The following is a 26048-nucleotide window of genomic DNA, read 5'->3' on the forward strand; positions in this document are numbered from 1 at the left end:
TCACAGCGGTGCCGGCAGTCAGGGCGGATTCAACCTGTCGTCGCAACACAGTGCCGTGAAGCCGAGCGTATCTGCTCTGCAAGCACTTCCGCTGGGGTTCGCCACCCATGTGTTTTGCGCGGGCGGTTGTTGAGTGCATCCGTCACGGCCTGAACGTCACTTCGGCGGTATCGAGCGAGATCGGTTCCCTTCGGAAAGTATTGTCGCAGCAATGCATTGGTGTTTTCGTTCGGTCCTCGCGGCCAGGGGCTGTACGGGTCGCAGAAGTACACACGGATCCCGGTTTCTGCGGTCAACTCCGCATGACGTGCAAGCTCCGCCGCGGTCCCAGGTCACCGATCTGCGCAGGTGCTCCGGCAGCGGTGTCATCGCAGCCTGGAGTGCATCGCGGACCGACTCCGATCCGTAACCGGACAACGCCGGCCCGTTCTTCACCGGGGGCGCATCCCCGTACCCATCCTTACGTGGCAGATGCAGCAACGTGGTGAATCTGCTGGTGCGTTCGACAAGCGTACCCACTGCGGACCTGCCCAGCCCGATGATCAGACCTCACCGTTTTCGTCGCGGATCACGCCCGAGAGCACTTCCTGCACGTACTCTCGAAGAGGTTCGTGTTCAACGAGTTTGGCTACCTTGGGTCGCCTTGCCGCAAGATCGGCTTTCCATTGCGCCACTGATGTGCGGTACTCGAGCTTGCCGTCGCGGGTGGCAGCGTTGCGAGGGGATTGCGGCATCGATCCGCTGTGTCGGGATGCGTACGACAATGCGTTGGCCGAGAGCACAATTGGGTTGTTCAAGACCGAGGCAGTATCGAAGAGAAGCCCGTTCCTGAACGGCCCGCTCAAGACCATCGACGATGTCGAGTTCGCCACGATGGGATGGGTCGACTGGTTCAACCAACGCCGCCTCCCACAGCACCCTCGACTACCTCACACCAGACGAATTCGAGAAGGCCTACCGCAGTCAAGAATCGGCTGTCTGGTGGCGTTGCTTCACCCGCCTGGGCGCTATCGGACTGGATGCTGGGGAACGCCCAGGGCGCAAAGCGGGTCGGTCAACCCTGATGTTCACTCTCTGCTATCGACTCAACTTCCTCGAGCGTGGTGGGGATGTGGTACGGCGGTCTGCTCGTGCCCGAGATGCGATAGCGGTCCCAGAAATCAGGGTCGCCCACGACGCACTCGGCGCGTCCCTCTGGTGTCGCAAAGACGGCAACCGTGCGCCTTCCCGAGAGGGCGGCGTGGAGCGCATCATTCTTGTCGATCCTGCCGTACCAGGTGTACAAGCCGTTGAGGGGCTGGAAATAGCCTTTGATCTTCACCCCGACAGCAATCTCCTTGCCACGGCACACCAAGGTGCCCTCGCCGGAGTAGTCGAGATCGTGGTCGTCAGACACGCAAGGCTCACTTTCTTCACATCGAACATTGACAAAAGAACGCATTGGCGCTGACACTATCAGTATCCGGTACCCGGAGTACGGGTGAAGTCGAGACTCAGCTCGGCCCGGAACGCAACGGAGGTGTCACATGACCGTTCAAAATGTGGAGACCAAGCCCGACGTCTCAACGGAAGGCGCTGCGCGTGTCAGCGCCCGCAAGCCCGTCGACATGCAGAGATCTGCCGGCCGACTGCTGCGGGCGGCGGCCGAAAAATTCTATGACGCGGAGATCGACATCGATTGGGACTCACCCTGGGAGGAAGGAAAGTACTACCTGCCAGAGCATCGGGTCTCGCTCTACGGCACCAAGCTGTGGGAGAGAATGAGCGATGAGCAAAAGGCGGAACTCGGGCGCCACGAAATCGTCAGCATCCTCAGCTTCGGTATCTACGCGGAGAATCTGCTCAGCTCGGCGCTGCTCCGAACATCCGCCAAAGGCGCCCTGACAGATCAAAGGTCCCTCTACGCCCTTAACGAGATCGGCGACGAGGCACGTCACTCGACGATGTTCGCCCGACTGATCAACAAGACGGGCCTGGCACCGTACAAGTTGCCGAAGGGGTTCTTGAGCATCGCGAAGATCTTGCACTTTGTGCCTCTCGGCCCGTCCGTGTCCGGCGCGACTCTGCTCATCGAGGAGATCCTCGACCGCGCTCAGCGCGAGGCGATGAATGACCCGAAAATGCAGCCGCAGCTGCGCCAGCTCATGAAGATCCACGTTCTCGAAGAGGCCCGTCACATCACGTTCGCGCGGCTGGAAATGGTGGAAGGGATGCAGCGTCGCGGACGCATCTCGCGCGCCTGGCATAGAGGCACGTTGGCGGCCATTGCGAACTTTGCATACCCGTTGCTCATCAATCCGAAGGTATATCCCGATGTCGGAATCAGCCGTCTGCGCGGCCTGTGGGCGCAGCAGACGAGCCCGAACTATCGCGTCAACTTGCAGTTCATGTCCGAGCCGATGATCCGATTCTTCCACGAGGCCGGAATGATGGAGGGGAAGTTCACGATGGCGATGTGGCGCGCAACGCGCAGCCTGCCCGACGATCTGCGCTAACACGCCCGGCCCGGTCCGCGCGTCCCACAGCCCATTCCTCGACCCCACCACCGGATTCCTCGGTTCGTGGGCTTGGGCGGATGACATTCCCACACCTGCCACGCGTCACGGCGCGCCGTGCGGGTCCGTTTTCTGCATTCGATCAGGAGATTTTCACAATGCCGTCCTCCAACGCCAAGTCCGCCGCCACGGCGACAGACCCGGGAATAACCGAGCCCATCACTACCAAAGTTCTCATCATCGGCAGCGGCTTCTCTGGCCTCGGTATGGCCGTCCAGCTCCGACGACGCGGGTACAGTGATTTCATCGTTCTAGAAAAGGCCGACTCCGTCGGTGGGACGTGGCGCGACAACACCTATCCGGGATGCGCGTGCGACGTACCGTCACTGATGTACTCCTACTCGTTCGAGAGTCGCGGTAGCTGGTCGAAGGTGTGGTCCTCGCAGCCCGAAATCGAGCAGTACCTGAAAGATATCTCCAACAAGCGTGGTGTCACTCAGAAGATCCACTTCGGGCAGAAGTTGGTCTCCGGATACTGGAGCGAGTCCGAATCTCGGTGGCACCTGCGTACCGAGTCGGGCCGGGAGTACGTCGCGCAGTACATCGTGTCCGGTGTCGGCGCTCTGCACATCCCGAATTTTCCGAATATCCCCGGAATCGACGAGTTCGCCGGCCAGGCGTTCCATTCGGCACAGTGGGACCACACGGTGGATCTCCAGGGCAAGCGGGTGGCCGTCATTGGCACCGGTGCCAGCGCGATTCAGTTCGTGCCGTTCGTGCAGAAGGACGCCGGCACACTCACGGTCTTCCAGCGAACCCCGGCTTGGGTACTTCCACGCAAGAACTTCGCGGTGCCGCCGGTACTTCGGACGCTGCTCAGCAAGATCCCCATTACTCGCCGCCTCGCTCGGTGGTCGGTCTACTGGGGCGCAGAGAGCCTGGCCTTCGGGCTTAACGGCCACTCCAACCTTATGCGACCGATCGAAAAGGTGGCGAAATGGAACATCGAGCGTTCTATCACCGACCCCGAGCTCCGCCGGAAGCTGATGCCGTCCTACCGCATCGGATGCAAGCGCATCCTGGGATCGAACGACTACTACCCTGCGCTCGCCGCCCCCAACACGACAGTGATCAGCGATCGGATCGAAAAGATCACTGCCGATTCGATCGTCACCCCTGACGGCGTGTCACACCCTGTGGATGTGATCATTTACGCCACAGGGTTCCATGTCACGGACGGGTTCGATCAACTCGCGCTCAAGGGCGCTCGGGGCGAGGACTTGCCGTCGCACTGGCACCGGACGGGCATCAATACCCACCTCGGCATCACCACCGAGGGCTTCCCGAACCTGTTCTTCCTGCTCGGACCTAACACGGGTCTTGGGCACAACTCTGTCGTGTTCATGATCGAGCAGCAGATCAAGTACATCATGAAGGCCATCGACGCCGTCGACAGTCGAGGTGCGGAGCGTGTTGATGTGCGGGCCGAGGTTCAAGAACACTTCAACAAGAGCATCCAACACAAGCTCGCCAAGGGCGTGTGGACCAACGGCGGATGTACGAGTTGGTATCTGGACTCGCAAGGTGTCAACCGTACGGTATGGCCCGGGTTCACCTGGCAGTACTGGCGAGCGACGAAAGACTTCGATCCCGCCGAGTACGAGATCGCCTGACAATCCAACCGTAGGTCATCGAGAAGTGAGTATCCGACAGTGAGTAGTTCGACAGCAGGCAATTACGCGACCCAGGTCGCAGTCGTCACGGGAGCCGCCTCAGGGATCGGTCGGTCCCTTGCCCTCCAACTGGCCGAACGCGGGGCCAGCCTTGCCTTGTCCGACGTCGACGAAGTGCATCTCGAGGAGACGGCGGACATGTGCCGTACCGCGCATCGTGCGACCGTGGAGACCGCGGTGTTGGACGTGGCAGATCGTGCTGCGTTCCAGGTTTACGCAGAGAGCGTGCAGTCGTCTTTCGGGCGCGTCAACATGGTGTTCAACAATGCCGGCGTCGCCCTCGGCGCCGACGTTGTTGACATGTCCTGGGAGGATTTCGACTGGCTGATGGGCATCAACTTCGGTGGTGTCGTCAACGGGACCAAGGCGTTCCTGCCTTATCTGATCGCCTCTGGTGATGGTCATCTGGTAAACACCTCCAGCGTCTTCGGTCTGGTCGGGATCCCCAGTCAAAGCGCTTACAACGCCGCGAAGTTCGGTGTGCGTGGCTTCACCGAAGCGCTTCGGCAAGAGATGAAAATCAGTCGGCATCCGGTCACGGTGACATGCGTTCACCCCGGCGGCGTCAAGACTAATATCGTCAACAACGCTCGTGGTGTATCCGATATGGGGGCAGATACCGCCACCATTGCCTCGATGTTCAACAACATCGCCAGGACCACTCCGGAGAAAGCTGCGTGCGCCATCCTCAAGGGAATGGACAAGAAGAAGCCCCGAGTGCTGATCGGCGCAGACGCACGTGGCTTCGACTTTGTCGCACGCGTTGTCGGTCCGCGCTACCAGGACATCTCTGCGCCTGTCACACGCGCGGGCTACGCCTTGGCTCGTAAGCGGGGGATCATCAAATGACCCTCGAACAGGAGAATCGGCCGGGCACCACCGCGCGATCGCGAACGCTGACCGTGTCGGAGGTCGTGCAGGAGACCAAGGACTCCGTGAGCATCGCCTTCGAAGTGCCTGACGAGATCGTCGACGATTTCAAGCATCTACCCGGGCAGTTCATTACGTTGAAGATCCCGTCCGACCAGACGGGCCACGTCGCACGATGCTACTCGCTGAGCAGTTCGCCTCATGTCGATGACTTCCGCCTCGAGATCGGGGTGAAGCGCACCGCTGGGGGGTATGCGTCGAACTGGTTGTGTGACAACGTTTCCATCGGCATGGAGGTGACCGTCCTCACGCCATCGGGAAAGTTTACCGCTAAGAGCCTCGACGTCGACTTGCTCTTCTTCGCTGGCGGAAGCGGCATCACTCCGGTTCTGTCGCTGGTGAAGTCGGCTCTGGTGTCGGGCAGTGGGGAAGTTGTCCTGTTCTACGCAAACCGTGACTCCGATTCGATCATGTACGAGTGCCAGCTTGAGCAGATTAGATCTGAATTCGCCGAGCGGTTCACTTTGGTTGACTGGCTTGAGTCGGAGAACGGGATTCCCACATCAGAGGCTGTAGAAAAGATTATTCGTGAACACAAGGGATCGGCAATTTTCACCTGCGGGCCTTCCCCTTTCATGGATCTTGTGGAAAGCTCTGCCGCCGCATGCGGAGTGGATCATTCGGATGTACATCGAGAGGTATTCCAGTCGCTGACGGGTGACCCGTTCGACACCGCAACACTGCGTCGACTCAGTGACGACGAGGGTGTAGCTACGGCCACGGTTTACCTGAACGGAGAGTGCATCACCACGGAGTGGCCACGTAACACGCCTCTGCTCGATGTGCTGCTCTCGCGAGGGCACAATGCCCCGTACTCGTGCCGAGAGGGCGCATGCAGCGCGTGTGTGTGCAAGCTCATCGATGGCGATGTCGAGATGGTGCAGAACAACATCCTCGTAGACGACGACATTGAGGACGGCGAGCGACTCGCGTGCCAGGCACTTCCGCTCACCGACGCTGTGACGGTGAGTTTCGATGACCTCTGACTCCTCGAAAGCTGGCCTATTGTCGCGGCGGTCGCGGGAGGTTCTCTCCAGTGACGGCACGAGGCTGTTTGTCGAGGAGTACGGGCTCGGTGATGATGCGCCGCTGCTGGTGTTCAGCCACGGGTGGGCTTGCCAAGGTCGGTTCTGGAGACCTCAGATCGAGCACTTCGCCACCACACACCGTGTGGTGGTGTATGACCAACGAGGGCATGGCTGGAGCGACCGGGGTCGCGCGCCCTTCTCTTCGTCGGTGCTCGGCGACGATCTCGAGGCTGTCTTGCGCGCTGTCGTCACGTCTAATCGTAAGGCATTGGTGACCGGTCACAGTATGGGCGGGATGTCCATCATGGGTTGGGCTGCCGAGCACCCGGAGTCGGTGCCCGTCTTATCCCGCGGTGCCGTCTTGGCGAGTACCGGCCCCTCGCAGTTGGTGAGTAAATCGACGCTAATTGGGTCGCCACGTCGATTCCGCGCCTCACTGGAGCGGGCCTTCGCAGCCGGGCTCGCCACCGCGGGACCGGAGATGCTTGACACTCGCTTCAACCGACGGTTGGTGAAATACGGGACGATGGGTCCACACGCGCCAGCAGACGTTGTGGCTGAGTGTTCCGACATAGTACTGCGGTGCCCCCCTGCGGTTCGGGGAATGTGGGGCAGGGTCCTGGCCACCATCGATGTGAGCAAAGGAATCGACTCACTTACGGTTCCGACGACAGTGATCGTGGGCTCGGCCGACAAGTTGACACCCGCGGTTCATTCCATTGATCTCGCCGACCGACTGCAGCAGCGCCGCCGGTTGCATGAGTTCGTGGCGTTGCCACAGATCGGTCACATGATCAACATGGAGGCGCCAACCTATTTTAACGAAGCAGCGGCCCGATTGGACGCAGCCACGGTAGGCGATGGCTTTTGAACCGTCGACCGGACACACATGAGCTCGTGAGACGGCCACGATCGTCGACAGGCCGCGCGTGTCCGAGTTGGGAGGGGTCCATCGAGGCGTACAGCATCGATGGCATCGCCACGGTGATCTTTTTTCGTCGATGGTGCGCAGCACCTCGGCGGATAAAATTTCGGCAGCACCATCATCGGGCCGTCTTTCGTCAGGGTCGGTACGAAGAACGCAGCCCCGCAACAGCGGGGTGCACAACGAGAATTTGGGGTACCCGGCCATTCTCACTCCGGAGAGTTGAATCTGCGTCATCGTGAACATTGCCGAAGCCTGCCGATGGCTCCCTTCGGCTTTCCGGTCGTGCCGCCGGTGTATGTGATCGACACGGTGCGATCCGGCGGACGATCGGCTGCTTGAGGGAGGGTGCCGAACCGCTGCGAGCGAACCGAGTGGTTTCAGCGAACGGCTCTCCAGCCCGACTCGCTTGAGAGGACCCTTCCGGGTATTGTTAACCCCATAATGTCATTCGTCCGCCGCGTTTCATTTACTCCATCTCAGGTGCAGCGTCGAGTGGCCGATGCCCGTAGCACCCGCTGGGATGAGCATAGAGTCGAGGTACGCGCGCAGCTGGTCGACGCGACCATACGGATCATCGAACGGTATGGTGCAGGCGTCAGCATGGACGACATCGCTGCGGAGGCCCGTGTATCTAAACCAAAGCTGTATCGCTACTTTGGCGACAAAGCGGGCTTGAACGCGGCGGTGGCGGCGAAACTCGGTGCGTTGATGTGGGATTCGGCGAAAGTCACTATTCTCGCCGACCAAGATTATCTTTCGGTTGACGATATGGTTCGCTCGTCCGTCCAGAGCTACGTCACGATCGTCGGGCGGTATCCCACGGTCGTCAGATTCCTTATGGCGAATCACTTGTTTCAGTACTCCGGATCGGGAAATGGCGGAGTTGCTGACGAACTGAGGTCGGTGATGGAGGTCGTCGCCGATCGGTTCACTGAAAGTCTTCAGCGTGTTCACGCAGATACTTCGGTCATTCCCTTGGCCGTGGCGTCCATTCTGGGTTCTGGTCTATCTGCGACTCAGTGGTGGATCGACAACGGTCGTGAGCAAGGGGTGGATGATACGTTCTTCGTCGCACACCTATCAGAGACGACGTGGGGAATCATCGACGGCGCGGCCGCAACCGTAGGCGTGGCCTTCTCACGCAGTCTGCCATTCAGCCATCCCGGTTTCGCCTCCCGCCACAAAATGGACTGAATCACCCTAGATATCCCAGAAGTGTAACTGGTCAAGCTGCGTCGGGTTGTTGCGCGGTGCGGTGTGCCCAAGCGGTGTGTTCGTCGTATTCGGTGCAGTGGCGTACGCACCCGTGCAGGAGCCCGACAAGTCTGTTGGCGAGTGCGCGGAGCGCTTGGGTCTCCGGTAGCACGGTGTTGGTCGTAGAACGCGCGAGCGGCCGGACTCTGGCTGAGGGCGCAGAACGCCCACCGGTCGATGGCATCGTAGAGCCGCCGGTTGCGGATATGTCGAGCCAGTACGGCCCGCTTCTTGCCCGACGCAACTGTCAGGGGTGACGTACCGGAGTAATTCTTGCGAGACTTGGCGTTGGTGTAGCGGTCGACGTCGTCGCTGAATTCACCGAGCCACGGGCGGCGAGGATGACACCGATTCCTGGCGGGGAGAGGTAGATGGCGGCGTTGCGTGTCCGCGTCCGGGTGTGTTTCAAAATGGCGGGTCAGTTCGGCTTCGAGGTCGCCGATCTGACGGTTCAACTCCGCGATCAGCGCCAAGAGTGCGCCGAAATCCTCGCGGCAGATCACTTCTCTCTTTAAGCTATGTCGGCTTGGTCGATCCTTTAGTGCAGTTGAATTCTGACATAGTGCAGTTTGTTCTTTTGAAACTGACAGCGGTGCAGGCCGAGCGCGCGAAGACGCGACAGACTCGGCACAATTTTTTTCACGACAGAGAGGTCCGACCATGAAGAGAATTCCGGACGAGGTCAGCGGGTCGGCCGGCCCCGCTGTCGAGAACTGGGCGCGCTCGTTCTGGAGCACGAGTTTCGATTCGCCTGATCTGCCGCCCCACCACCCCGACTGTCTTGGTTGTGGGCCGGAGAATCCGCACGGCCACGCCCTGTCGGTCCAGCGTGACGAGAACGGCGTGGTGGCTCACCACGTGTTCGATCAACGTCATGTCGGGGCACCCGGGATAGCACACGGCGGCGCGGTGGCGACCGTTCTCGACGATCTGTTCGGCTTCCTGCTCTACACAGTGGGTGAGCTCGCCGTGACGCGGCGTCTCGAGCTCGACTACCTAGCGCCGGTTCTGCTCGGCACTCCCTACGTGTTGCGTGCTGCCGTTCGGTCTCGTGATGGGCGCAAACTGGATCTCACGGCCACGATGGACGATGCGCAGGGCAGCTCCGTAGCCACCGCTACTGCCCTGTTCGTGGTGGTCGAGGTCGAACACTTCATGCAGTCCCAAGCCCGAGCCCAACTCCGGGCCACAGACACGAATCACACCGAACAATAGACACCCTGGCCGACCTTCACCGACGTCCATCACCCGCGGTGGCTGTCGTACGGCTGCGTCTACCTGGCGCAAAGACGGCGAGGACGAGTGCCCCAGCGGCGGTCAGGGCCGCCAACGACAGCGTCGCCTGACCACTTCCGTGTACGAATGCGGCTCTGGCGAACTCGGCCAGCGGCTGACCAGCTGGTCCTGCGCGGTCGGCGACCTGCAACGCGGCGGCCAGAGAATCGGCCACCGGACCACGGGCAGGCTCGGGTAGCTGGGGCAGAGCCGGCTGAATGTGCTGAACGTAACCGGCCGCGAGCACGCTACCGGCTACCGCAATCCCAATCGCGGCACCGATTTCGCGAGCTGCGTCGTTGACCGCGGCAGCCACCCCGTGCTTGGCCTCAGGAGTGTCCGAGACGATGGCGAAAGTCGCAGGGGCGGTACACAACCCCAAACCTGCGCTCATGATGAGCAAGGGCCACAGCAGGTCAGGGTAGGTCGCCGCGACGGTCAGTCTGCTCACCATCACCAGTCCCGCCGCGATGGTGAGCAGACCTACAGTGGTCATCACCCGCAGCCCAACAATGTTCGACAGCCAGGGTGCAATCACCGAGATCACGATGAGCGGCACGACCATAGGGGTCAACGCCAACGCGGCGGTGAGCGGTCCATAACCGAGAATCAACTGCAGATACTGCACCAACAGCAAGAACACCCCGAAGGTCACCAAAAATTGGATACAGACAGACAGCGCGCCGGCACCGAAACCACGGCGGGCGAACAACCGGACATCGAGTAGCGGTGCCGAGGAACGTAGTTCTACGACGACGAACACCACAACCGCGAACAAGCCCACCGCAGTGCTGACGGCGACGAGCGAATCCGACCAGCCACGGGCCGGAACCTCGATCACAGCGAAGACGATCGCCCCGACTGCGACAACTACGGTCACAGCGCCCACCCAATCGACCGGTGGATGCTCCTGCTGGCGGGACTCCGCGATACTGCATGCCAACCCGGCCAGGACTGTTCCGGCGACGGTCAACCCGACGAACACCGAGGTCCACGACCACTGCTCGAGTAGCACACCAGCTCCGAGGATGCCCAGGACCGCCCCGGATCCAGCAACCCCGGCCCACACACCTACAGCGCGACCGCGATGCGACGGTGGAAATCCCGCGGTCAGTATCGACAGCGTCGAGGGCATGACCAGCGCCGCACCCGCCCCAGCCAACGCGCGAGCAGCGATCAGCCACGCCGGGTCGGCGAGAAACAAGGGCAATGCCGACGCGAAAGCGAACAACGCCAACCCCGCCACGAGCACCCCCCGGCGACCGTACCGGTCACCGATCGCACCGGCAGGCAGCACGAAGCACGCCAATACCAACGTGTAACCGTCGACTATCCAGGTCAGTTGGGCTTGCGTCGCCCCTGTCGCGACCGCGATCTGTGGCAACGCTGAATACAATGCCGCCATTGCGGCCACCACCAACGCGACTGCCATGCACGACACAATCAACATCCACCACTGGGCACCGCTCCATCGAGCGACGCTGGCAGAGTCGGATCTACGTTCGTTCAACGGCCAGCCTCTCAGTTCGAGACTGATCGTCTCGGTACGAGACTATTAGTATCACAACTCAGCGGGTGTGACAGAATGATCAATCGAGGACATGTCTTGTCAGTCAAATGGAGCGGAGCCCGTTCATGGTCGACCCTCTCGTTGCAACCGAGGGCTCGGCCGACCCCCGGCTGGCGCGCTCACGTAACCGGTTACTCGAAGCGGCCGGTCAGCTGCTGTCCACCGGCGGTGTGGAGGCGGTCACCGTGGAGGCGGTCACCCGCATGTCGAAGGTTGCACGTGCCACTCTGTACCGACATTTCGGAAGTACCACTGACCTGCTCGCTGCAACCTTCGAGCGACTATTACCCCCAGTCGACACCGATATCGATACCGGTCCGCTACGTGAACGTCTGATTTCGTTGCTCACCACCCAAGCCGACCTCATCGACCAAGCTCCGGTGCAGATGACCACGCTGGCCTGGCTGGCAATGGGGCCCGTCAACAGCGGCGACGCCAGCCGGCGCGATCTCGATCCTGGCGCGGTGGTCTCGCTTCGGGCCCGTGTCATAGAGCAATACCGCAGGTCCCTGGATCAGATCCTGACGGCGCCTGACGCTCGCGCTGTGCTCGGCGAGATCGACACCACCTTCGCCCTCATTCAGCTCCTCGGACCGATAGTGTTCGCTCGCCTCACAGGACTGCGCCACATCCACGCCGACGACTGCATCCAAATCGTCGACAACTTTCTCGCCGCCCATGCCGCAAGTGTCCGATCGAGCACTTCGCGCGACAACAGCCGTCCATGGCCGGCCGCGGCGCTAGACCCGCAGCTCACCGACGGCCAGTAAAACTTGATGGGAAATTTCACCATCAATGCGCTATCCAGTCAGGGATCGCAGCGCTCACTGGATAAGGCCGGACGTGTGCTCGAGAACTCGGAGTTGCACTGCAGTGCACTTCTGACATCGTGCAGCCGTCTTCTGAAACTGACAAATCGGTCGACGCTCGGACCAGCTTGTCGGTGTCTTGATAGATAGTGTTGCAAGTAATCCCAGTTTGATCGCAGATTCCGAGACGAAGGGCTTCAGGTGGACGAAAACCTGATCGGGTACGCCCGATGCTCCACACGAGGACAGGATCTACGAGCGCAGCGCACAGCCCTTCGCAAGATGGGCGTCGACACCGGCAACATCTACACCGACCGCGGATACACCGGGCGCAATCGCGAGCGGCCCGGTCTCACCGAAGCTCTCGCGGCAGTGGGGGAGGGGGACACTTTGGTGGTCACCAAGCTCGACAGACTCGGTCGGTCGGTGACCGACCTCAATGCGATCGTCACCGAGCTCGATGCCAAAGGTGCACGGTTGATCTACGGTGGCCAGGTCTACAGTCCAGGTGATCCGTCGAGCAAGATGTTCTTCACTGTTCTCGGCGCGATGGCCGAGTTCGAGGCCGACCTGACTCGCGCACGCACCCGTGAGGGCGTCGCGATCGCCAAAGAGCAGGGCCGGATGACCGGACGCAAGCCCAAACTCACTGCACTGCAACACGAACGTATCCTCAAGGACTACGAATCCGGCGAGTTCGGTGCCGTGAAACTCATGGAGCTGTACGGCCTGAGCCGATCAGCCGTCTACGCAGCCCTCATTCGGGCCCGCGAGCAACGCGACGGAGCACCCACACCCCGCGCCACAACCGCCAGGAGCTGACACACAATGAGCACCCACGCCAATCGCCACACCACCGACACGACCGGTGGCGCTCAGTTCGGCCTTGCCGCCGAGGCGACTTCATGACCGCCGAACGGGTGGTCGCACAGTGCGCCTGGTGCGACCAGTGGCACTCCGAGACTCCAGCGAATTCGGTGCCGGCCGATCCGGTCTATCACGACGAGTGCCGCCCAGCCGGCGTGCACGGCTGGACCGCCGCCGATGCCAAGGCTGCTGGCCCTGCTCGGCCCAGGCGGTAGACCCCACCCGCCGAAGCGGTTGTAATGCAGTGACTTCGGCCGCGACGTCCATTTCCCCGACCGCGCAACAGAAGCGCAGAGATCTGCGATCTCCTCGCGCACCTGTGGCCACACCGAATTACATCATCCGACCGCGAAGGCCCCGACAGTGCTCCAACACCGCCGGGGCCGGTCGATCACAGAACGGACCTGCGATCAATGAACAACGCTAATACCCCCGACCACGACCCCACCAGCGAGGACACCCTCGACATCCACCCCCGCGTCCTGACCGGTGCCCTGATCACCGGCCTGGCCATCGCCATCGTCGTCGGCGCAGCATCCTTCAAGCTCTCCTTCTCCACCCTGCTCGACCTCGCCGTCATGGCCGGCATCCACCCGGCCGATGCCTGGGTCATCCCCGTCGCTCTCGACGGCCCGATCCTCGCCGCCGCCGTCATCCGGATCGCCCTCTCTCAACACACCGACGCCGCCACCAAAAGAGGCCGGCGACTCGTCGTGGCAGTGCTGACCGTCTCGGCGATCCTGTCCATCGCAGGCAACGCCTATCACGCCGTCCTGACCGCAACCGTCCTCAACGCCGCCGTCGCAGCGGCAATAGCAGCATTAGCGCCCGCGATGGTCCTCACGATGAGCGAGATCGTCGCTGTCGTGCTCCGCGCACCCCGCCGCCGTGCCGCAACCACGATCGAGACCCCCCAATCCTTCGATACGGCCACCGAGACAGTTCGCATCGAATACCCAATCGATCGCGTGGAGAGCGAACAGTACAGCGCAACAGCAGGATCGGCGCTCGCCGGGATAGACGAGGACCTCGATAACGGCCTGCTCAAGCCCGCCGTGTGGACCAGCGTCGACCTCTACCTCGCGCACCCCGACTGGTCGTTGAGTGACATCGCCCGCCACCTCGAGCTGCACACCTCGACCGTCTCTCGACACATCAAGACCTGGACACAGGTCCAGCAGAACATCGCCAGCGAACGCAGCACCGCAACCCCCCTCGCAGCCAACCACACGCACACCACCGACCCCGGCCAAGACCAGAGCCCAGGCATCGATGAAGCGGGCACGGACGACCGAGTCGACGACGAGTACGCCCCGATGGACACCGGTCGTGACTTCGTAGGTTCAAGTCGCTGACCGAGAATCGAGCCACTGCGACGCGCACACTTCTGCTGGCGAAGCTGAGACCTATTCCACTCGACACGGTTGCACCGAGTCCTCAGTGCCGCCGGTCACTTCAGCGTTGTCGTTCGGTAGGGTCCTCGCGAGTCCGGTGACGTTCCGGCGAAGATCTTGGAGCTGACGCATGACAACGGACACCGAAATCACTTATGAGACTAAGACGGTCCGCGCGGTTCGCGGCATGGAGTCGCGGACCATCGAAAAGTGGGAAAGTGAAGGCTGGGAGGTTGTCTCTCAGGTACCCGCGAAGATCCGGACGGAGATCACGTTCCGACGCCCGGCACCCAAGTCTCGTCGCGGCCTTTTGATTGTCGGTGGCGGCGTGTTCGCGCTTGCGCTCGCGGTCATCTTCACCATCGGCATTATCGGCGAAAGAGATACCGGCCCTGCGGAAACTGCCAGTCCTGCGCCCAGTGAGGTAGCGGCCCCGAACGAGCAACCGTCCCCGGAATCGATGGCCACGGCGACGCCTACACCATCGCCGTTGCCTGATGACGTTGTTCTCACGTCGGAGAACAGTCCGGAGTTCGCGGCCCTGCTCGCATTGACCGACACTTGCTCGCCTGACATCGCAGCGTTCGCTGCGGCTCATCGAGGTCAGACAATCTCGTTCCCGGGCAGCATCGTCGCGATGGGACCTCACGAGGGCGCGAGTACCAGATACGACATCCTCATCAACGCCGGCGACTTCAGCGAAACGTTCGCGCAGCCCGGGCCAAGTTTCCAGTTCCGTGATGAGAACACCAGCTACGACCTCAACTGGGTCGGCTCGGTGCCAGACACTATTGGCGTCGGGACGAACCTTGGCGTCACGGCGGAGGTCGACCGCTACGTGGAGCAGCAGTGCCTGTTCCTTCTCGATCCGGTTACCACTGCCGTCCGCTAACTCGAACTCGAACCAAAGCTCAGAGAGTCTTGCCTGCGCAGAACAGGATCCCGGCACACATGCCCGAAGCGCACGCACGGCCTGGCTTTGATCTCGCGCAGTCGTTTCGTGAGAAAAGCGGGAGGCCGGTTGGTGTAGGGCAGAGGCGAAAACCGACCGACGGGGCCGATTACGTCAGTGTGCAGCGTTGAACGCTTCTTCGATCGCAGCGGGAATGCGGCCGCGATCGCTGATCTCATAACCATTGTCTGCGGCCCATTGCCGGACAGCTCTGGTCTGAGCCGGATCACGTGTGGCCCCGCTGTTCGAGGGCGCAGCAGATGGAGGCGTGGAGGTGGGGGAGTGTCGACGCTTACGCCCGCCGACACGGGGTCGCGTGTTCGATGTAGTAGCCGATCTTCCGATGAAACTCGTTGGCGTTCTTCGCCTTCAGATCTACGAGGTAGTCGACGCCGTTGACGGAGAATTCGATCGTCTCGCCTGATTCGTCGTCGATGACGGAGCCGTCGATATCGTCGACCAATTGAGTGAATACTTTTTTCGCCACGGTTCTAGCGGCCTCTCTCGAATAGAAACATACTGCTGTCGACAACCACCCTAACCAGACCGAACCCGCAGGCAGATGAACCAGATGAGGAAATATGGAATAGGCACTTCCTCCGTGTCGACCACAGCACCGCTACTCGACCATATTTCGTCTAGTCGACTTGACTAGAAAGTGTCCAATCGACTAGACTAACGTCATGGTTACCGAGCAGCCCACGCGGAAAGTGGTCAAGGCCCTCAAGGCGGCCGGGTTCACCTCGGTCCGCACGGTCGGCTCGCACAGCACGTGGGTCTCGGCCGATGGCGCAGTCAAAGTGACTGTGCCGGATGGGCACCGGACGATCTCGCCCGGCGTCTACCGCAAGATCCTCGCAGCCATGAAGGAGGCGCAGCAGTGAGCAAGACCTACACGGTGTCGGTGACCCGAGACGGTAAGTGGTGGATGATCGCTGTCCCGGAACTTGACGCCCTCACCCAGGCTCGTCGCATCGACGATGTCCCCACCGCGGCGAAAGAACTGATCGCCCTCGAAACCGGAGTCGCACTTGCCGATGTCGAGATCGAGCAGCATATCGAGCTCGAGCCCGGGGGAGAGGATCTCGCGGTCCGCATCGCCGAGATCGCGACACAGCGAGCACGTCTGGTCGAGGACGAAGCCCGCGTCAAAGCCAGCACCGAGGCCTTCGCGAAGAAGCTCGCTACCGCTCAGGTACCCGTCCGGGATATCGGATCGCTTCTCGGCGTGACGTTTCAGCGCGCCAGCCAACTCGTCAACAGCTGACCACTCAACCGTGCAGGCATGGCGGACGAGATACTGATGCCATGACCAGCGACCGCAGTTTCGATCCGAATCCCGATCACGGACAGGCTGGATGGGTGACGCTGCCGAGCGGACAGCGCGCCTGCCGCTACGACTGCTCTGACGACCTGATCTACGACACGGGAACCGCGCCCGACGCCGCTGCGTCGAACTAGGCATGGACCCTATCGAACGCGCGGCCATCATCGACGAGGGCTACGACCCCGACGACCCGGCTGTGCGCGCGGACCTCGATCACGTCAGGCGTCTGCTCGCCGAACATCGCCACCTGACGGCCGACCCCGAACTCTCCCTCGACCACCTCGTGAACGCCGCCAGGGTTCGCGAACCAGGGCCAGCTACGGGCGTACGCAGGTAGTTCGACATCGAACGTATGTTCGCATAGATTGAGGGCACTGATCCGTTCGGCGAAAGGTCGCACTCATGGCCGGTACCGCCGACACGATCCCCGACCTGACCAGCCTGGACAAGGCTGCACAGCTCGCCGCTCTTCGCCGCAGCATGGCCGCGATCCCCGGACGCCGCGACCACGCACCAGCCGACTCCGACGACTCGCCCGCATTCGCCCCCTCGCAGCCGAACGCGCAGGCTGTCGCGACCGACGGCGATGAGCGAGCCCTGAGCGGCCCCGTGCGCTCACGAACCCTCAAAACCCTGCCGGTACCCATGCCGCTCTCAGAACTGCTCCCACGCGGCGCGTTGGCCCGCGGAACGGCCCTGTCGATCACCGGTGCCGGATCGATTCTCGTCGGACTCGTCGCCACCGCCACCGCGGCCGGCCACCACGTCGCCCTGATCGGTCAACCCAAGTTCGGGCTCCTCGCCGTCCACGAACACGGCGGGGACTTGTCGAAGATCGCCCTGATCGATCCCGGCCAAGCAGACCCTCTCGACGCTGCCAATATCTGCATCGATGGGATCGATCTGGTCATCAGCACCGTCCACGGTCGCGACGTACCGCCGACTCGCGCACGTGCCCTCTTGGCCCGAAACCGAACTCACGCAGGGATATTCGCGATCACGGACGGTCGAATGCCCGGCCTCGATCTGACGATTTCCTCTCGGCCCGTCGGCTACGGCGGCATCGAGCAAGGCAGGGGCCGCATCCGCTCGATCACCCTCGAGACCACCGTCCACGGACGCGGAATCACCCAGCGCAGAGGCCGCTACACCCTCACCGCCCCCACGTTCGGCGAACACGGCTTGCGCTGGACCCCTGCGGCCGCCGACGCAGTCGCCGACCATGGGCCGCACCGATTGGCGGTCGCCCAATGACACCCGACCTGTACGAGAACTGGCCAGTGAGCTTCGATCCCCCCACGCGCCGCATCGTCGATCCACCTCGGAGAGTCTTGGTCAACGCTGCGCTCACCGTTGCAGGTTCGTCCGGAGGCGGCTCTTTCCGTGACGGGACACCTCTCAAAATCCGTTCCGAAGGTTTGGCAATGGACGTCAAGGTCCCCGGTCTGCTGTCAGCGTGGGTGAAAACATCACGGGGACAGTGGCTTTGCCGTTTGAGCTTCGACATCCCCATTGGTAACGGTAAAGGCTTTCTTCGTCTCGAAGGCCAGTGGTGCCCTGCCGATGCAGCGACTCCCGTCGACTGACACCCGACCAATCGTCAACATATCTTGACGAAATAGAGAGCGTCAAGATATCTTGACGATATGGAATCGGAGAAGGCCCTCACCGCAACCGAGCTGACGGAGCTCTACGTCCAGTACAAGGAGGCTCTCGTTGACGTCGACCTGGCCGATATGGTGCGTGAACAGGGACGCAAGGACTCCGGGACGTGGACCGCGAACGCCCAACGACGCATGGATGACGCGGTCTCCGATGTCGACGCACTCGAAATCAACGCCTTCCTCGCCTCGACGATGATCGCCGACCGCTACGCCATCATCGGACGCCTCCGCAGCGGGGAGCGGCCCGTGCCGTGGTCGAAGATCGGCGAGATCCTCGGCATGAGCAAACAAGCCGCACAGCAGTGGTACGACACCTACAACCTGCGCCCCCGCATCGAGAACCCCACCCGCCGCACCGACCCGGCGTAAGTCGCAGGCTCCTGCTGTAGGCGAATCGAGTGTGCGCGGTGCCGACGCTCGACCCCCGCAACGTGACGGTGCTCATCCGGGTGGGTGTCGAAAGTCGTTGCAGGACTTGACAATACAGCTTGACGCTGTAAGGTTAGGGGCATGGGAGAATCCGAGCAGAACCTCACCGCAGTCACCTCCGAATACGGCGACGAACACCCCGAACGCGGCCTGGGAGTGTCCATCCGACGTGGCGGCATCGAGGTCGAGTACATCGACGCGACCGGCATCGAGGAGCACGCGCCGATGGACTGGACCCCGGACATGGCGAAGGTGCTGCTCGCACGCCGCGGATACGCGGTCACCGGGCGCTGGGTCGACGTCAGCGACCCCTGTGCAGAAGACCCAATCTGGGAACTACCCGTCGCGAAGACCGCCGACCGCTGACCCTCGCACTACCCCCCACCTGCGCCTCACCGCCGCACTCTAACCAGGGAGACCACCATCATGACCACCACCATGGCTGCACAATCGGCACCGACCTCGACCGGCTACACCCTCGTCGCCGCCGACCCGCACGCCCTTGACATCACCGCCAACGTCCGCGACGGCGTAGACATCACCGCCGACCCCGATTTCGTCGCATCCATCGCCGCTCACGGTGTCCTCCAGGCGGTCTCGGCGGTCCGCCGCACCGACGGAACCCTGGTAGTCCATGACGGACAGCGCAGAACACTCGGGGCCCGCGAAGCCGGTCTCACCTCGATACCGGTGATGGTGCGTGAGCAGTCCGACGACGAAAAGGCCGCAGGCATCGAACGCATCACCGAGCAGGTCGTATCCAACGATCAGCGCGAAGACCTCACCACCGGCCAACGCGCCGCCGCCGTCACGGGCCTGCTCGACCTGGGCCTGAACGTGCAGAAGGTCGCGACAGCACTGCACGTCCCCAAGGCGTACGTCGAAAAGGCCGGTCGAGCAGGACGATCCGAGCGCGCCCGTCGCCAGCTCGACGACCGGCAACTCACCCTCGAAGGGGCTGCGCTGCTCGCAGACCTCGAAACCGCCGCTGAGAAGGAGCCGTGGATCACCGAGGCCATCCAGCAGATCTTCGACAACAGATTCGGCTTCGAGTACCGCCTTGCCACCCTCCAGCGCCGCATCGACGAACGCGCCGAGACCACTGCCGCCGCAGCCGACTACATCGCGCGCGGCTTCACCCTGCTCCACGACGAACCGTCCACCAGCGAGGGGGAGTGGTACACCCTCGCGGACCTGCGCACCGCCGACGGCGCGGCAGTCCCGGCCGACGCCCCGGAGCAAGCACCGCACCTGTGGCACGTCCACGTCTACGAGACCGGCACCGTCTGGGTCGACAAGACCACCCGCGAGGAAGTCGACGAGGACGACATCGACTTCGACACCGAGGACGACGACGAAGCCGAAGCGTACGAGGAGCTACGGCACGCCAACACTGTCGAGAAAGTGACCGCCTGGGGCTACGAATTCTTCCTGCGCCACGACCAGCGGACTGCGGCCGGCCTCGAACTCGCCCCCGAGAAGATCGCCGCCGCAGCAGCCGAGGGCGACGACACCGAGGACGGATTGACCCCGGCGCAGCGCAAAGCCGCGCGCACCGAAGCCGAACGCATCGAGACCGAACGCGCAGAGCGCCGAAAAGTCAAGGCCCTCAACCGTGCCGGAGCGACCGCCACCGAAACCCGACGCGCATTCCTCACCGGCCTGCTCGCGGCCAAGACCGCCCCGAAGAACGCCACCAAATGGATGGTCACCGCCCTGGCGACCCATGGTGATGTGTTCACCGAATCCAAGTGCTCGGAGCGGTACGGCGAGATCATGGGCTCACCGCTGCGCGAGGTAGACCGAAAGGCCACCGGTGCCACGCCCGCTCGCGCCGAGGTGCTGCTGCTTGCCCGTGTGCTCACCGCGTTCGAGGCCCGACTGACGGGGCCGCAGGACGCCAAGGACTACTGGCGGTTCTCCGCCAAGCACTACCGAGGCATGGTCGGCATCGACAGCTACCTGACATTCCTCGCCGACAGCGGGCACACCCTGACCCCGGTGGAGCAGGCCGCGATCGGCAACATCACCGTCGACGCCGCGTACGCCGCCGTCGACGACGACGCCTGACCATCCGCGAGAGCATCGCAACCAGCACGACAGGAAGAAGGCCCCGACCATCAGCCCGATGGCCGGGGCCCTTCTAGTTCGTCAAGATATGTTGACGCGCGTAGAGGTAAACCGGGAACGTCGAACGACGATCAGCGTGGGTACAGGTCGGTTCGTGCACCACTGCCGGGTCGGCCTGCGATCCACGCCTCGATGTCCTCCCGTGAATACAGCGGAGTGCGCGAGAGGTGGCGGGCAGGTTTCGGGGCCTGGCCACGAGCGACGTATGACCGCCACGTCGAGGACGCGATCGCTTTCCCGGTCGAGGCCTCGATCAGTGTCAGAACCTCCGAGAGGGTCAATTCGGCATCGGTCACGGCTCCTCCGATCCCCGCACGAGCATGATTGTCGACATACCCGCACCTTACAGCCCCACGCTGTAAATGCTTCGGCGTACCCCTTGCAACCTTACAGCGTGAGGATGTAGGGTTGGGGTATGACCTCGACGCGCACCGAATCGGTCCAATGGGATTGGCAGTCAACGCTGTTCGATGACTGCGCGTTGCCCGGTTGCGCTCTCCCGGTCGCCGTACCGGGGGAGGTGTGCCAGTCCTGCCGCACGGCTTTCGGGGACATGCTCAACGTGCGCACCGATGGCCCGGCCCGCGATTCGGAGCAGGTCCGCGCCGACCTCGCTGCCCGTGACGCGAGCACCCGCGAGCAGTACCGAGCGCAGGCCGCCACCGTGGCTGCGGCGCAGCAGGTTTCGACCCGAAAGCGCAACCAGATCTGCTGGCTCTGTGAAGAGCGGCGGACCTGCACCTCGACCGCCGGGCGCTGGGAATGCGCCGACTGCCGAACCTTGCCGTCCTGAACATCTGCGCACGGCCCGCGACCGCTGTCGCTCACCTTTTCTCCACCGACCTGGGGAGTACTCATGACCGCCACCCTCACCGCGCCCACCACGACCGCGCGTCGCCGCCTCAAAGGAGTTGGAATGAAACTGATCTCGCTCGATAGCCAGTTCGACGGAACGATCGTCGACATTCTCGGCTACCGCACCGCGCCCGCAGGCCGCGTCGAGATCACCGCCATCCTCGACGCACCCGGTGCCTGGTACAGCCGCACCTACCCGGTCGTTCTCGACGCCAGCGACGTGCGACTCTCGCTCGCCGTGCAGTCCCTCACCCGTCCCGAGCTGGGCGTGCGGTGATGACCGAGACTGCAGGCCAGATCGACATCTTCGAGGTGCTCGCCGCCGCCGAAGCCGATGAACAGGAGCTGCACGTCCAGCGGCACGGCATCCCGACCTTGTTCGCCAGCCCCACCCGAGGGGTGGCAGCTCGCATCGCCGAGTTCGAGACCTGGGCGACCACCTGGGGACGGCACGGCTCGACCGCCGCCTCCCACGCGTTCCGTCCGGGAATCTGCGACCCCACCGCAGCCACTGACACCTGCCAACCGACCTGCATTGCAGCGGACCTCGACTGCTGCTGCCCGGACACGAGCAGGGACACCGCCTGCCAGTGCGTCGGCGGCGACGTCTACCGCGGCGCGTGTACCGGCTGCCCGTGGGAAGGGGAGAACCGCGCCGACGAGGCCGAGGCAGTCTGCGACGCCCTCGATCACGCCCATCCCGGCTGGATCGACGACCTCCCGATCGTGATCCCCGAACGCGCACCGTCGCAGAAGGACCAGGTGTGGACAGCGAAGGTCATCGAGCTCATCGGTGAGCGCTCCACCGGATGGCCCGTCATCACCCGACGCGGCAACACCATCGGCCTGCGCTCGGTCCCGCACCGCTCGCCGTGGGGTGGCTACGACGTCGCCGCCGCCACCGCAGCCGCACACCTCGCCCGCAAACCGTGACCCTGCTGCCCCACCCGAGCTGGAAAGGCCCATCACCGATGAATAACCCGCTGCCCCAAACGACGCCCATCACTACCGCCGATTTCGTGATGTTCCTGTCGCACGTCATGTGGGGGTGCACCGCGCTCGGTATCGCTGGCATGATCTTCGGCGGAGCCACGCTCTTCCGGTCTCGTATGACAGGTGGAGAGGCCAGGACAGCCCCGCAAATGTGCGGGGGAGGGCTCTTCGTTGCCGTCGCCGCCACCGCAGTCCGAGCGGTCCTCTTGCCGGTGTCTGCCGAGGAGGCGACGGACCTGCCGTCCGCCGAGCAGCCCATGATCGCGGACGCCCCGGCACCGCCGACTGTCGTCCCCGACGTTCCGATGGACTGGACTCCGCTGGTCTGGGTCGTCGTAGCGGTGCTTGCCCTCGCGCTGGCCGCGTACCTGAGCGTTCGGACCCGCAGCCATGTCGTCGACCGACGCAACGCCAGGAAGGCACTCGAAGCCGACTACGCCGCCGCCCACGCCGTCTACAGCGAGGTTGCGGACGCCTACGCCGCCTACCTGGCCGACCCCTACTCCATCTTCATCAGGCCCCTGCTCGACGACCTCACCGAGCCGCGCACCGCAGCCTTCATCGACGCCTTCGCCACCATGAACGATGTCCGGCCCGAACAGTGCCCCGACACCGCAGAGCGCGTGCAGGCCTTCGCCGTCGCCGCGCAGAAAGCACGTACCGCCTGGCGCAGAGCCGACGGCTACGCCCGCACCATGGGGCTGCGCGTGACCAGCGTCGAGGACCAACGAACCGTGCGCCGGATCCGCAGCGCACTCGGTATCGCCCTCGACACCTCGGCCACCGGGCAGGAACGCGAGACAGCGCTCCGCACCGTCGAGGAACTCGCGGCCGGCATCGTCACCATCCCCGACCGCATCTACACCAGCGCCAGGATCGCCATAGAAACCACCACACGCAAACAACTCACCAGCTGACTCGTCATGCCGCTGTGGTGCCGACAGACAGTCATTTGTCGGCACCACCTGGCAGCATGGCCCACCAACGGCACAACGACAGGCACAACAGCCGATCACGGCAGAGGCCAGAACGGACAATCACCTATGAACCTCGTCAACACCACAGCCTTCATCGTGTTCGTCGTACTCGTCACCGGGGCCTACGCCCTCGGCACCGTCTACATACGCAGACCGTCCCGAACCGCACTGCACAGCAACGCACTTGCCCTCATCGGCCTCGCCGTAGTCGCCGCCAGCGTCTTCGCCCTCACCTATCCAGACCTCGCCTGGGGATGGAAAGCCGCCCTCATCGCAGGATCCATCCTGTTCGGCTACCTGAGCGCACGGCAGTTCAACAGCACCCGCGCCGAACACGACGCCGACCAGAAACGCAGCTTCACCCAAGCCGCCCTCGACGACGACAGGAACAACCGATGAACCCCCTCAGCACCTTCCGCGACCACCGCCGGATCCGCCAGGAATTCCTATCCGACGACAGCGAAGAGAATGCGGCACGCTACTTCGAGTCAGCGAACACAATGGACGGGCTTCGGATCGGGCTCAACAGATTCGCCGCTGTTGTGGTGGGCATCCTCGGGATCGCCGCAGCCGCGTACAACGTCAAGATGGGCTTCGACGGATCTGACGTCAGCATCATCGAACTCTTATTTCCCGCTCTTGCAGTGGCATTGGTGTTCGCTCTTGTCCGTATCGGCAACGACCTGGGCTCGAAAGGCACGAAAGAGATCGTCGCCACCGCGAACAGGGCCAAATTCATCGGCGATCAACGCCGAGCGAGCGCGTCCGACCGTTGACATGACCAGCCCAAAACAGAAGCCGAAAGTAGTCAGCCCGATCCAACTGGCCGACCTCATCGACAGAGACCGCCGCCTGCTCGACAACTACCTGCTCCAGGGCACCCACTCGATCTTGCCTATCTCTCGTCTGAACTGGAGCCCGCAGGTACGAGAAACAAACACGTCCGGGAATGGAGGGACGCACTGTACGACCTCTCTCTCAGGGCGCTACGGGAATCCACGCCAGAGCTCCTACGCCGTTGGGTGCACTTGCGGCAGCAGATAGTCGTAAGAGGCCCACTGGGCATGCGTTGGTCCCCGATCCCGCACCGCAACCGACGCTACGAACTCGACCACTGACGAGCCTCGTCAGCCTCCATCGCTTCCACGCAGTCCCCCGCCAGCCGTATCCCACAACGCCGCCGTCGAGCACCCTTGCTCCGGCGGCGTTCTGCTTACCCGTCACATTTGCTTTTCGGAGCCGTCCGGAATCGGTCGCACGTCCCCCATATGAAAATAGAATTGGTCACGCGCATCTTTCTTTTACCGACATTGGTAATTCGAAATTCGGCACTGCAGGACGTCAGGGTAGAAGCTTATGTAAACGTCTGCACTGCAACGAATTAGGCGAATTATGACCATCTTTATCTATGGAAAAGTCGAGTGCATTGATATAGAATTGAGGCTACCGAAACAATTCCTCCGAGGAGCTATCCATGTCCATCACCGTGTACACGAAGCCGGAATGCAACAGCTGTGATCAGACGAAGCGACGGCTGGACAAGCGCGGCCTCGAATACGAGACCGTCGACGTCACCGAAGACCCCGCAGCGCGCGCGTTCGTCACCGACCGTCTCGGCTACCGGCAGATGCCCGTCGTGGTCGTCGAAGAGGCCACCGAGGACGGCACACACCTCGAGCACTGGAGCGGCTTCCGGATCGACGCACTCGACAAGCTCGCCGCCACCGCCTGACCGATCGCCTCCGCCCCGCTCACCCCGCCCGTGAAACGAGTCTTCCGATGACGCCTCTGAGTGCAGTTCCCTCACCCGCCGACGAACCCGCTCGTATTCCTGTGCGGGGCCTGGTGTCCGTGGACGACGATGTCGCTGCCGTCGACGACTGGAGCGCAGCTCACCGCCCCGCCACCGACCCCGAGGCGCTGCTGCTGTGTGCCCTGATGTGGAGCGCCCACACCGGGGGAGTGTCCACCGAGGACCAGCGGATCGCCGCGACAGTGACCGCCGACGACTTCGACGGCGTCGCCTACCGGCGAATATTCGTCGTGATCGCAGGTCTCGTCGCGGCCGGCGAACCGTACGACCCGGCGAGCGTCACCGCAGCCTTCATGCGATCCGGATCCGGCGGAGCCAAGGACGCGCCCCTACTCCGCAGCTTGAACGAGGTCATCACCGCCGGAGCGGACGGCTTCACCGCCGTCCACTACGCCGACATCGTGCTCTCCCAGGCATACCGGCGCAGTTACCGGACCGTGGCAGCGTCGATCGTCCAGGCCGCCGAGGGGCTGCCGGAGGAATACCTGTTCGATCATCTCGTCGAGTACGGGCGCGCTCAACGTGCACTGTGGCAGCGGCTCAACGCCTTTCGCGGAAGGCAGTGACCATGATCGACACAACCACCGACACGGTTCCGAGGGATCACCCCGTATCGAACCAATCG

Annotated in this window: 30 protein-coding genes and 4 pseudogenes; 28 read left to right on the forward strand and 6 right to left on the reverse strand. The window is 62.9% G+C overall.

The genetic code is table 11. The annotated features are described in order from the left end of the window. Window positions 1–29 precede the first annotated feature (29 nt). Window positions 30–719: pseudogene (locus tag CH306_RS27250) on the reverse strand (IS30 family transposase); the annotation flags it as partial. A gap of 31 nt (window positions 720–750) precedes the next feature. Here CH306_RS27250 and CH306_RS29670 point away from each other — a divergent pair. Further along, window positions 751–958: pseudogene (locus CH306_RS29670) on the forward strand (integrase core domain-containing protein); the annotation flags it as partial. Window positions 959–1054: 96 nt separating this feature from the next. Here CH306_RS29670 and CH306_RS27260 read toward each other — a convergent pair. After that, window positions 1055–1396, reverse strand: a complete 342-nt coding sequence (locus CH306_RS27260; protein WP_027498244.1) for a DUF4873 domain-containing protein — start codon at window positions 1394–1396, stop codon at window positions 1055–1057. A 130-nt stretch (window positions 1397–1526) separates the two neighbouring features. On the opposite strand from CH306_RS27260, the gene CH306_RS27265 reads away from it, so the two are divergent. The 6 genes from CH306_RS27265 (at window position 1527) to CH306_RS27290 (ending at window position 8308) form a co-directional block, all read left to right on the forward strand. After that, the gene (locus CH306_RS27265) at window positions 1527–2495 is read left to right on the forward strand and encodes an AurF N-oxygenase family protein (protein WP_027498243.1); all 969 of its coding nucleotides are present in this window, start codon (window positions 1527–1529) and stop codon (window positions 2493–2495) included. A gap of 158 nt (window positions 2496–2653) precedes the next feature. Beyond that, window positions 2654–4168 carry a flavin-containing monooxygenase gene (locus CH306_RS27270; RefSeq protein ID WP_032370853.1) on the forward strand — a complete coding sequence of 505 codons (1515 nt, stop codon included), beginning with the start codon at window positions 2654–2656 and terminating at the stop codon, window positions 4166–4168. Window positions 4169–4207: 39 nt separating this feature from the next. Next, window positions 4208–5077, forward strand: a complete 870-nt coding sequence (locus CH306_RS27275) for an SDR family NAD(P)-dependent oxidoreductase (protein ID WP_027498241.1) — start codon at window positions 4208–4210, stop codon at window positions 5075–5077. Then, window positions 5074–6144 (forward strand): ferredoxin--NADP reductase, encoded by a 1071-nt coding sequence (locus CH306_RS27280; RefSeq protein WP_032370854.1) that lies wholly within the window; start codon window positions 5074–5076, stop codon window positions 6142–6144. The genes CH306_RS27275 and CH306_RS27280 overlap by 4 nt, the downstream gene beginning before the upstream one ends. After that, window positions 6134–7057 (forward strand): alpha/beta fold hydrolase, encoded by a 924-nt coding sequence (locus tag CH306_RS27285; protein ID WP_032370855.1) that lies wholly within the window; start codon window positions 6134–6136, stop codon window positions 7055–7057. The genes CH306_RS27280 and CH306_RS27285 overlap by 11 nt, the downstream gene beginning before the upstream one ends. A 498-nt stretch (window positions 7058–7555) precedes the next feature. Then, on the forward strand, window positions 7556–8308 hold the full coding sequence (locus CH306_RS27290; RefSeq protein WP_094648456.1) for a TetR/AcrR family transcriptional regulator: 753 nt from the start codon (window positions 7556–7558) through the stop codon (window positions 8306–8308). Window positions 8309–8339: 31 nt separating this feature from the next. Here CH306_RS27290 and CH306_RS27295 read toward each other — a convergent pair. Beyond that, window positions 8340–8847 (reverse strand): annotated as a pseudogene (locus CH306_RS27295) (transposase); the annotation flags it as partial. Window positions 8848–9028: 181 nt separating this feature from the next. Here CH306_RS27295 and CH306_RS27300 point away from each other — a divergent pair. Continuing rightward, entirely contained in the window at window positions 9029–9583 is a 555-nt protein-coding gene (locus tag CH306_RS27300) for a PaaI family thioesterase (RefSeq protein ID WP_024793411.1), read from the forward strand. A 16-nt stretch (window positions 9584–9599) separates the two neighbouring features. On the opposite strand, the gene CH306_RS27305 is transcribed toward CH306_RS27300, so the two are convergent. Further along, entirely contained in the window at window positions 9600–11075 is a 1476-nt protein-coding gene (locus tag CH306_RS27305; protein WP_373453553.1) for an MFS transporter, read from the reverse strand. A 203-nt stretch (window positions 11076–11278) separates the two neighbouring features. On the opposite strand from CH306_RS27305, the gene CH306_RS27310 reads away from it, so the two are divergent. The 4 genes from CH306_RS27310 to CH306_RS27325 all read left to right on the forward strand — a co-directional run bounded on the left by CH306_RS27310 (window position 11279) and on the right by CH306_RS27325 (window position 15175). Continuing rightward, the gene (locus CH306_RS27310) at window positions 11279–11983 is read left to right on the forward strand and encodes a TetR/AcrR family transcriptional regulator (protein WP_032364248.1); all 705 of its coding nucleotides are present in this window, start codon (window positions 11279–11281) and stop codon (window positions 11981–11983) included. 240 nt (window positions 11984–12223) lie between these two features. Continuing rightward, entirely contained in the window at window positions 12224–12844 is a 621-nt protein-coding gene (locus tag CH306_RS27315) for a recombinase family protein (protein ID WP_032390479.1), read from the forward strand. Window positions 12845–13302: 458 nt separating this feature from the next. Then, complete coding sequence (locus CH306_RS27320; RefSeq protein WP_094639408.1) at window positions 13303–14244, forward strand: DUF2637 domain-containing protein; 942 nt, start codon at window positions 13303–13305, stop codon at window positions 14242–14244. 169 nt (window positions 14245–14413) lie between these two features. Continuing rightward, the gene (locus tag CH306_RS27325; RefSeq protein ID WP_094648407.1) at window positions 14414–15175 is read left to right on the forward strand and encodes a DUF4839 domain-containing protein; all 762 of its coding nucleotides are present in this window, start codon (window positions 14414–14416) and stop codon (window positions 15173–15175) included. A gap of 174 nt (window positions 15176–15349) precedes the next feature. Here CH306_RS27325 and CH306_RS27330 read toward each other — a convergent pair. After that, window positions 15350–15722: pseudogene (locus CH306_RS27330) on the reverse strand (histone-like nucleoid-structuring protein Lsr2). A 196-nt stretch (window positions 15723–15918) separates the two neighbouring features. Here CH306_RS27330 and CH306_RS27335 point away from each other — a divergent pair. From CH306_RS27335 to CH306_RS27370, 8 genes are all read left to right on the forward strand, one after another. After that, window positions 15919–16119: a type II toxin-antitoxin system HicA family toxin gene (locus tag CH306_RS27335; protein WP_008720157.1), complete on the forward strand. Its 201-nt coding sequence runs from the start codon at window positions 15919–15921 to the stop codon at window positions 16117–16119. Next, window positions 16116–16502 carry a hypothetical protein gene (locus CH306_RS27340; RefSeq protein WP_032370859.1) on the forward strand — a complete coding sequence of 129 codons (387 nt, stop codon included), beginning with the start codon at window positions 16116–16118 and terminating at the stop codon, window positions 16500–16502. Before CH306_RS27335 ends, CH306_RS27340 begins: the two co-directional genes overlap by 4 nt. Window positions 16503–16543: 41 nt before the next feature. Beyond that, window positions 16544–16696: a hypothetical protein gene (locus CH306_RS29310; protein ID WP_155288464.1), complete on the forward strand. Its 153-nt coding sequence runs from the start codon at window positions 16544–16546 to the stop codon at window positions 16694–16696. 2 nt (window positions 16697–16698) lie between these two features. Then, window positions 16699–16899 carry a hypothetical protein gene (locus CH306_RS27345; RefSeq protein WP_094648408.1) on the forward strand — a complete coding sequence of 67 codons (201 nt, stop codon included), beginning with the start codon at window positions 16699–16701 and terminating at the stop codon, window positions 16897–16899. A gap of 65 nt (window positions 16900–16964) precedes the next feature. Further along, entirely contained in the window at window positions 16965–17816 is an 852-nt protein-coding gene (locus CH306_RS27350) for a hypothetical protein (RefSeq protein ID WP_052068877.1), read from the forward strand. Window positions 17817–18208: 392 nt separating this feature from the next. Continuing rightward, window positions 18209–18595, forward strand: coding sequence for a hypothetical protein (locus CH306_RS27360; RefSeq protein ID WP_032370861.1), 387 nt, complete (start codon window positions 18209–18211; stop codon window positions 18593–18595). Between the two features lie 141 nt (window positions 18596–18736). Then, entirely contained in the window at window positions 18737–19021 is a 285-nt protein-coding gene (locus CH306_RS27365) for a hypothetical protein (protein WP_032370862.1), read from the forward strand. 60 nt (window positions 19022–19081) lie between these two features. Beyond that, on the forward strand, window positions 19082–20725 hold the full coding sequence (locus tag CH306_RS27370) for a ParB/RepB/Spo0J family partition protein (RefSeq protein ID WP_094648410.1): 1644 nt from the start codon (window positions 19082–19084) through the stop codon (window positions 20723–20725). A gap of 131 nt (window positions 20726–20856) precedes the next feature. Here the strand turns inward: CH306_RS27370 and CH306_RS27375 are convergent, their stop codons facing one another. Beyond that, window positions 20857–21081, reverse strand: a complete 225-nt coding sequence (locus CH306_RS27375; protein ID WP_032370864.1) for a helix-turn-helix transcriptional regulator — start codon at window positions 21079–21081, stop codon at window positions 20857–20859. Window positions 21082–21200: 119 nt separating this feature from the next. On the opposite strand from CH306_RS27375, the gene CH306_RS27380 reads away from it, so the two are divergent. The 8 genes from CH306_RS27380 to CH306_RS27415 all read left to right on the forward strand — a co-directional run bounded on the left by CH306_RS27380 (window position 21201) and on the right by CH306_RS27415 (window position 25989). Then, window positions 21201–21578 (forward strand): hypothetical protein, encoded by a 378-nt coding sequence (locus CH306_RS27380; protein ID WP_094648411.1) that lies wholly within the window; start codon window positions 21201–21203, stop codon window positions 21576–21578. A gap of 63 nt (window positions 21579–21641) precedes the next feature. Continuing rightward, a complete protein-coding gene (locus CH306_RS27385) occupies window positions 21642–21917 on the forward strand; it encodes a hypothetical protein (protein WP_032370865.1) in 276 nt (91 codons plus the stop codon). Next, window positions 21917–22573: a DUF6349 family protein gene (locus tag CH306_RS27390; RefSeq protein WP_032370866.1), complete on the forward strand. Its 657-nt coding sequence runs from the start codon at window positions 21917–21919 to the stop codon at window positions 22571–22573. Before CH306_RS27385 ends, CH306_RS27390 begins: the two co-directional genes overlap by 1 nt. Window positions 22574–22611: 38 nt before the next feature. Beyond that, complete coding sequence (locus CH306_RS27395; protein ID WP_143544397.1) at window positions 22612–23550, forward strand: hypothetical protein; 939 nt, start codon at window positions 22612–22614, stop codon at window positions 23548–23550. 126 nt (window positions 23551–23676) lie between these two features. Then, window positions 23677–24009, forward strand: a complete 333-nt coding sequence (locus CH306_RS27400) for a hypothetical protein (RefSeq protein WP_094648413.1) — start codon at window positions 23677–23679, stop codon at window positions 24007–24009. Next, complete coding sequence (locus CH306_RS27405) at window positions 24006–24386, forward strand: hypothetical protein (protein WP_094648414.1); 381 nt, start codon at window positions 24006–24008, stop codon at window positions 24384–24386. The genes CH306_RS27400 and CH306_RS27405 overlap by 4 nt, the downstream gene beginning before the upstream one ends. 698 nt (window positions 24387–25084) lie before the next feature. Beyond that, the gene (locus CH306_RS27410; RefSeq protein ID WP_032370871.1) at window positions 25085–25342 is read left to right on the forward strand and encodes a glutaredoxin family protein; all 258 of its coding nucleotides are present in this window, start codon (window positions 25085–25087) and stop codon (window positions 25340–25342) included. A 47-nt stretch (window positions 25343–25389) separates the two neighbouring features. Further along, window positions 25390–25989 carry a DnaB-like helicase N-terminal domain-containing protein gene (locus CH306_RS27415; RefSeq protein WP_094648415.1) on the forward strand — a complete coding sequence of 200 codons (600 nt, stop codon included), beginning with the start codon at window positions 25390–25392 and terminating at the stop codon, window positions 25987–25989. Window positions 25990–26048 lie beyond the last annotated feature (59 nt).

The sequence above is a fragment of the Rhodococcus sp. 15-725-2-2b genome, assembly GCF_002259075.1.
Lineage (GTDB): Bacteria > Actinomycetota > Actinomycetes > Mycobacteriales > Mycobacteriaceae > Rhodococcoides.

What these genes read in the sequence shown, in the direction of transcription:
- CH306_RS27265 (WP_027498243.1), top strand. Translation starts at nt 1,527, where the DNA reads ATGACCGTTCAAAATGTGGAGACCAAGCCCGACGTCTCAACGGAAGGC.
- CH306_RS27270 (WP_032370853.1), top strand. Translation starts at nt 2,654, where the DNA reads ATGCCGTCCTCCAACGCCAAGTCCGCCGCCACGGCGACAGACCCGGGA.
- CH306_RS27280 (WP_032370854.1), top strand. Translation starts at nt 5,074, where the DNA reads ATGACCCTCGAACAGGAGAATCGGCCGGGCACCACCGCGCGATCGCGA.
- CH306_RS27285 (WP_032370855.1), top strand. Translation starts at nt 6,134, where the DNA reads ATGACCTCTGACTCCTCGAAAGCTGGCCTATTGTCGCGGCGGTCGCGG.
- CH306_RS27290 (WP_094648456.1), top strand. Translation starts at nt 7,556, where the DNA reads ATGTCATTCGTCCGCCGCGTTTCATTTACTCCATCTCAGGTGCAGCGT.
- CH306_RS27300 (WP_024793411.1), top strand. Translation starts at nt 9,029, where the DNA reads ATGAAGAGAATTCCGGACGAGGTCAGCGGGTCGGCCGGCCCCGCTGTC.
- CH306_RS27305 (WP_373453553.1), bottom strand. Translation starts at nt 11,075, where the DNA reads ATGGCAGTCGCGTTGGTGGTGGCCGCAATGGCGGCATTGTATTCAGCG.
- CH306_RS27310 (WP_032364248.1), top strand. Translation starts at nt 11,279, where the DNA reads ATGGTCGACCCTCTCGTTGCAACCGAGGGCTCGGCCGACCCCCGGCTG.
- CH306_RS27320 (WP_094639408.1), top strand. Translation starts at nt 13,303, where the DNA reads ATGAACAACGCTAATACCCCCGACCACGACCCCACCAGCGAGGACACC.
- CH306_RS27325 (WP_094648407.1), top strand. Translation starts at nt 14,414, where the DNA reads ATGACAACGGACACCGAAATCACTTATGAGACTAAGACGGTCCGCGCG.
- CH306_RS27335 (WP_008720157.1), top strand. Translation starts at nt 15,919, where the DNA reads ATGGTTACCGAGCAGCCCACGCGGAAAGTGGTCAAGGCCCTCAAGGCG.
- CH306_RS29310 (WP_155288464.1), top strand. Translation starts at nt 16,544, where the DNA reads ATGACCAGCGACCGCAGTTTCGATCCGAATCCCGATCACGGACAGGCT.
- CH306_RS27345 (WP_094648408.1), top strand. Translation starts at nt 16,699, where the DNA reads ATGGACCCTATCGAACGCGCGGCCATCATCGACGAGGGCTACGACCCC.
- CH306_RS27350 (WP_052068877.1), top strand. Translation starts at nt 16,965, where the DNA reads ATGGCCGGTACCGCCGACACGATCCCCGACCTGACCAGCCTGGACAAG.
- CH306_RS27360 (WP_032370861.1), top strand. Translation starts at nt 18,209, where the DNA reads ATGGAATCGGAGAAGGCCCTCACCGCAACCGAGCTGACGGAGCTCTAC.
- CH306_RS27365 (WP_032370862.1), top strand. Translation starts at nt 18,737, where the DNA reads ATGGGAGAATCCGAGCAGAACCTCACCGCAGTCACCTCCGAATACGGC.
- CH306_RS27370 (WP_094648410.1), top strand. Translation starts at nt 19,082, where the DNA reads ATGACCACCACCATGGCTGCACAATCGGCACCGACCTCGACCGGCTAC.
- CH306_RS27380 (WP_094648411.1), top strand. Translation starts at nt 21,201, where the DNA reads ATGACCTCGACGCGCACCGAATCGGTCCAATGGGATTGGCAGTCAACG.
- CH306_RS27385 (WP_032370865.1), top strand. Translation starts at nt 21,642, where the DNA reads ATGACCGCCACCCTCACCGCGCCCACCACGACCGCGCGTCGCCGCCTC.
- CH306_RS27390 (WP_032370866.1), top strand. Translation starts at nt 21,917, where the DNA reads ATGACCGAGACTGCAGGCCAGATCGACATCTTCGAGGTGCTCGCCGCC.
- CH306_RS27395 (WP_143544397.1), top strand. Translation starts at nt 22,612, where the DNA reads ATGAATAACCCGCTGCCCCAAACGACGCCCATCACTACCGCCGATTTC.
- CH306_RS27400 (WP_094648413.1), top strand. Translation starts at nt 23,677, where the DNA reads ATGAACCTCGTCAACACCACAGCCTTCATCGTGTTCGTCGTACTCGTC.
- CH306_RS27405 (WP_094648414.1), top strand. Translation starts at nt 24,006, where the DNA reads ATGAACCCCCTCAGCACCTTCCGCGACCACCGCCGGATCCGCCAGGAA.
- CH306_RS27410 (WP_032370871.1), top strand. Translation starts at nt 25,085, where the DNA reads ATGTCCATCACCGTGTACACGAAGCCGGAATGCAACAGCTGTGATCAG.
- CH306_RS27415 (WP_094648415.1), top strand. Translation starts at nt 25,390, where the DNA reads ATGACGCCTCTGAGTGCAGTTCCCTCACCCGCCGACGAACCCGCTCGT.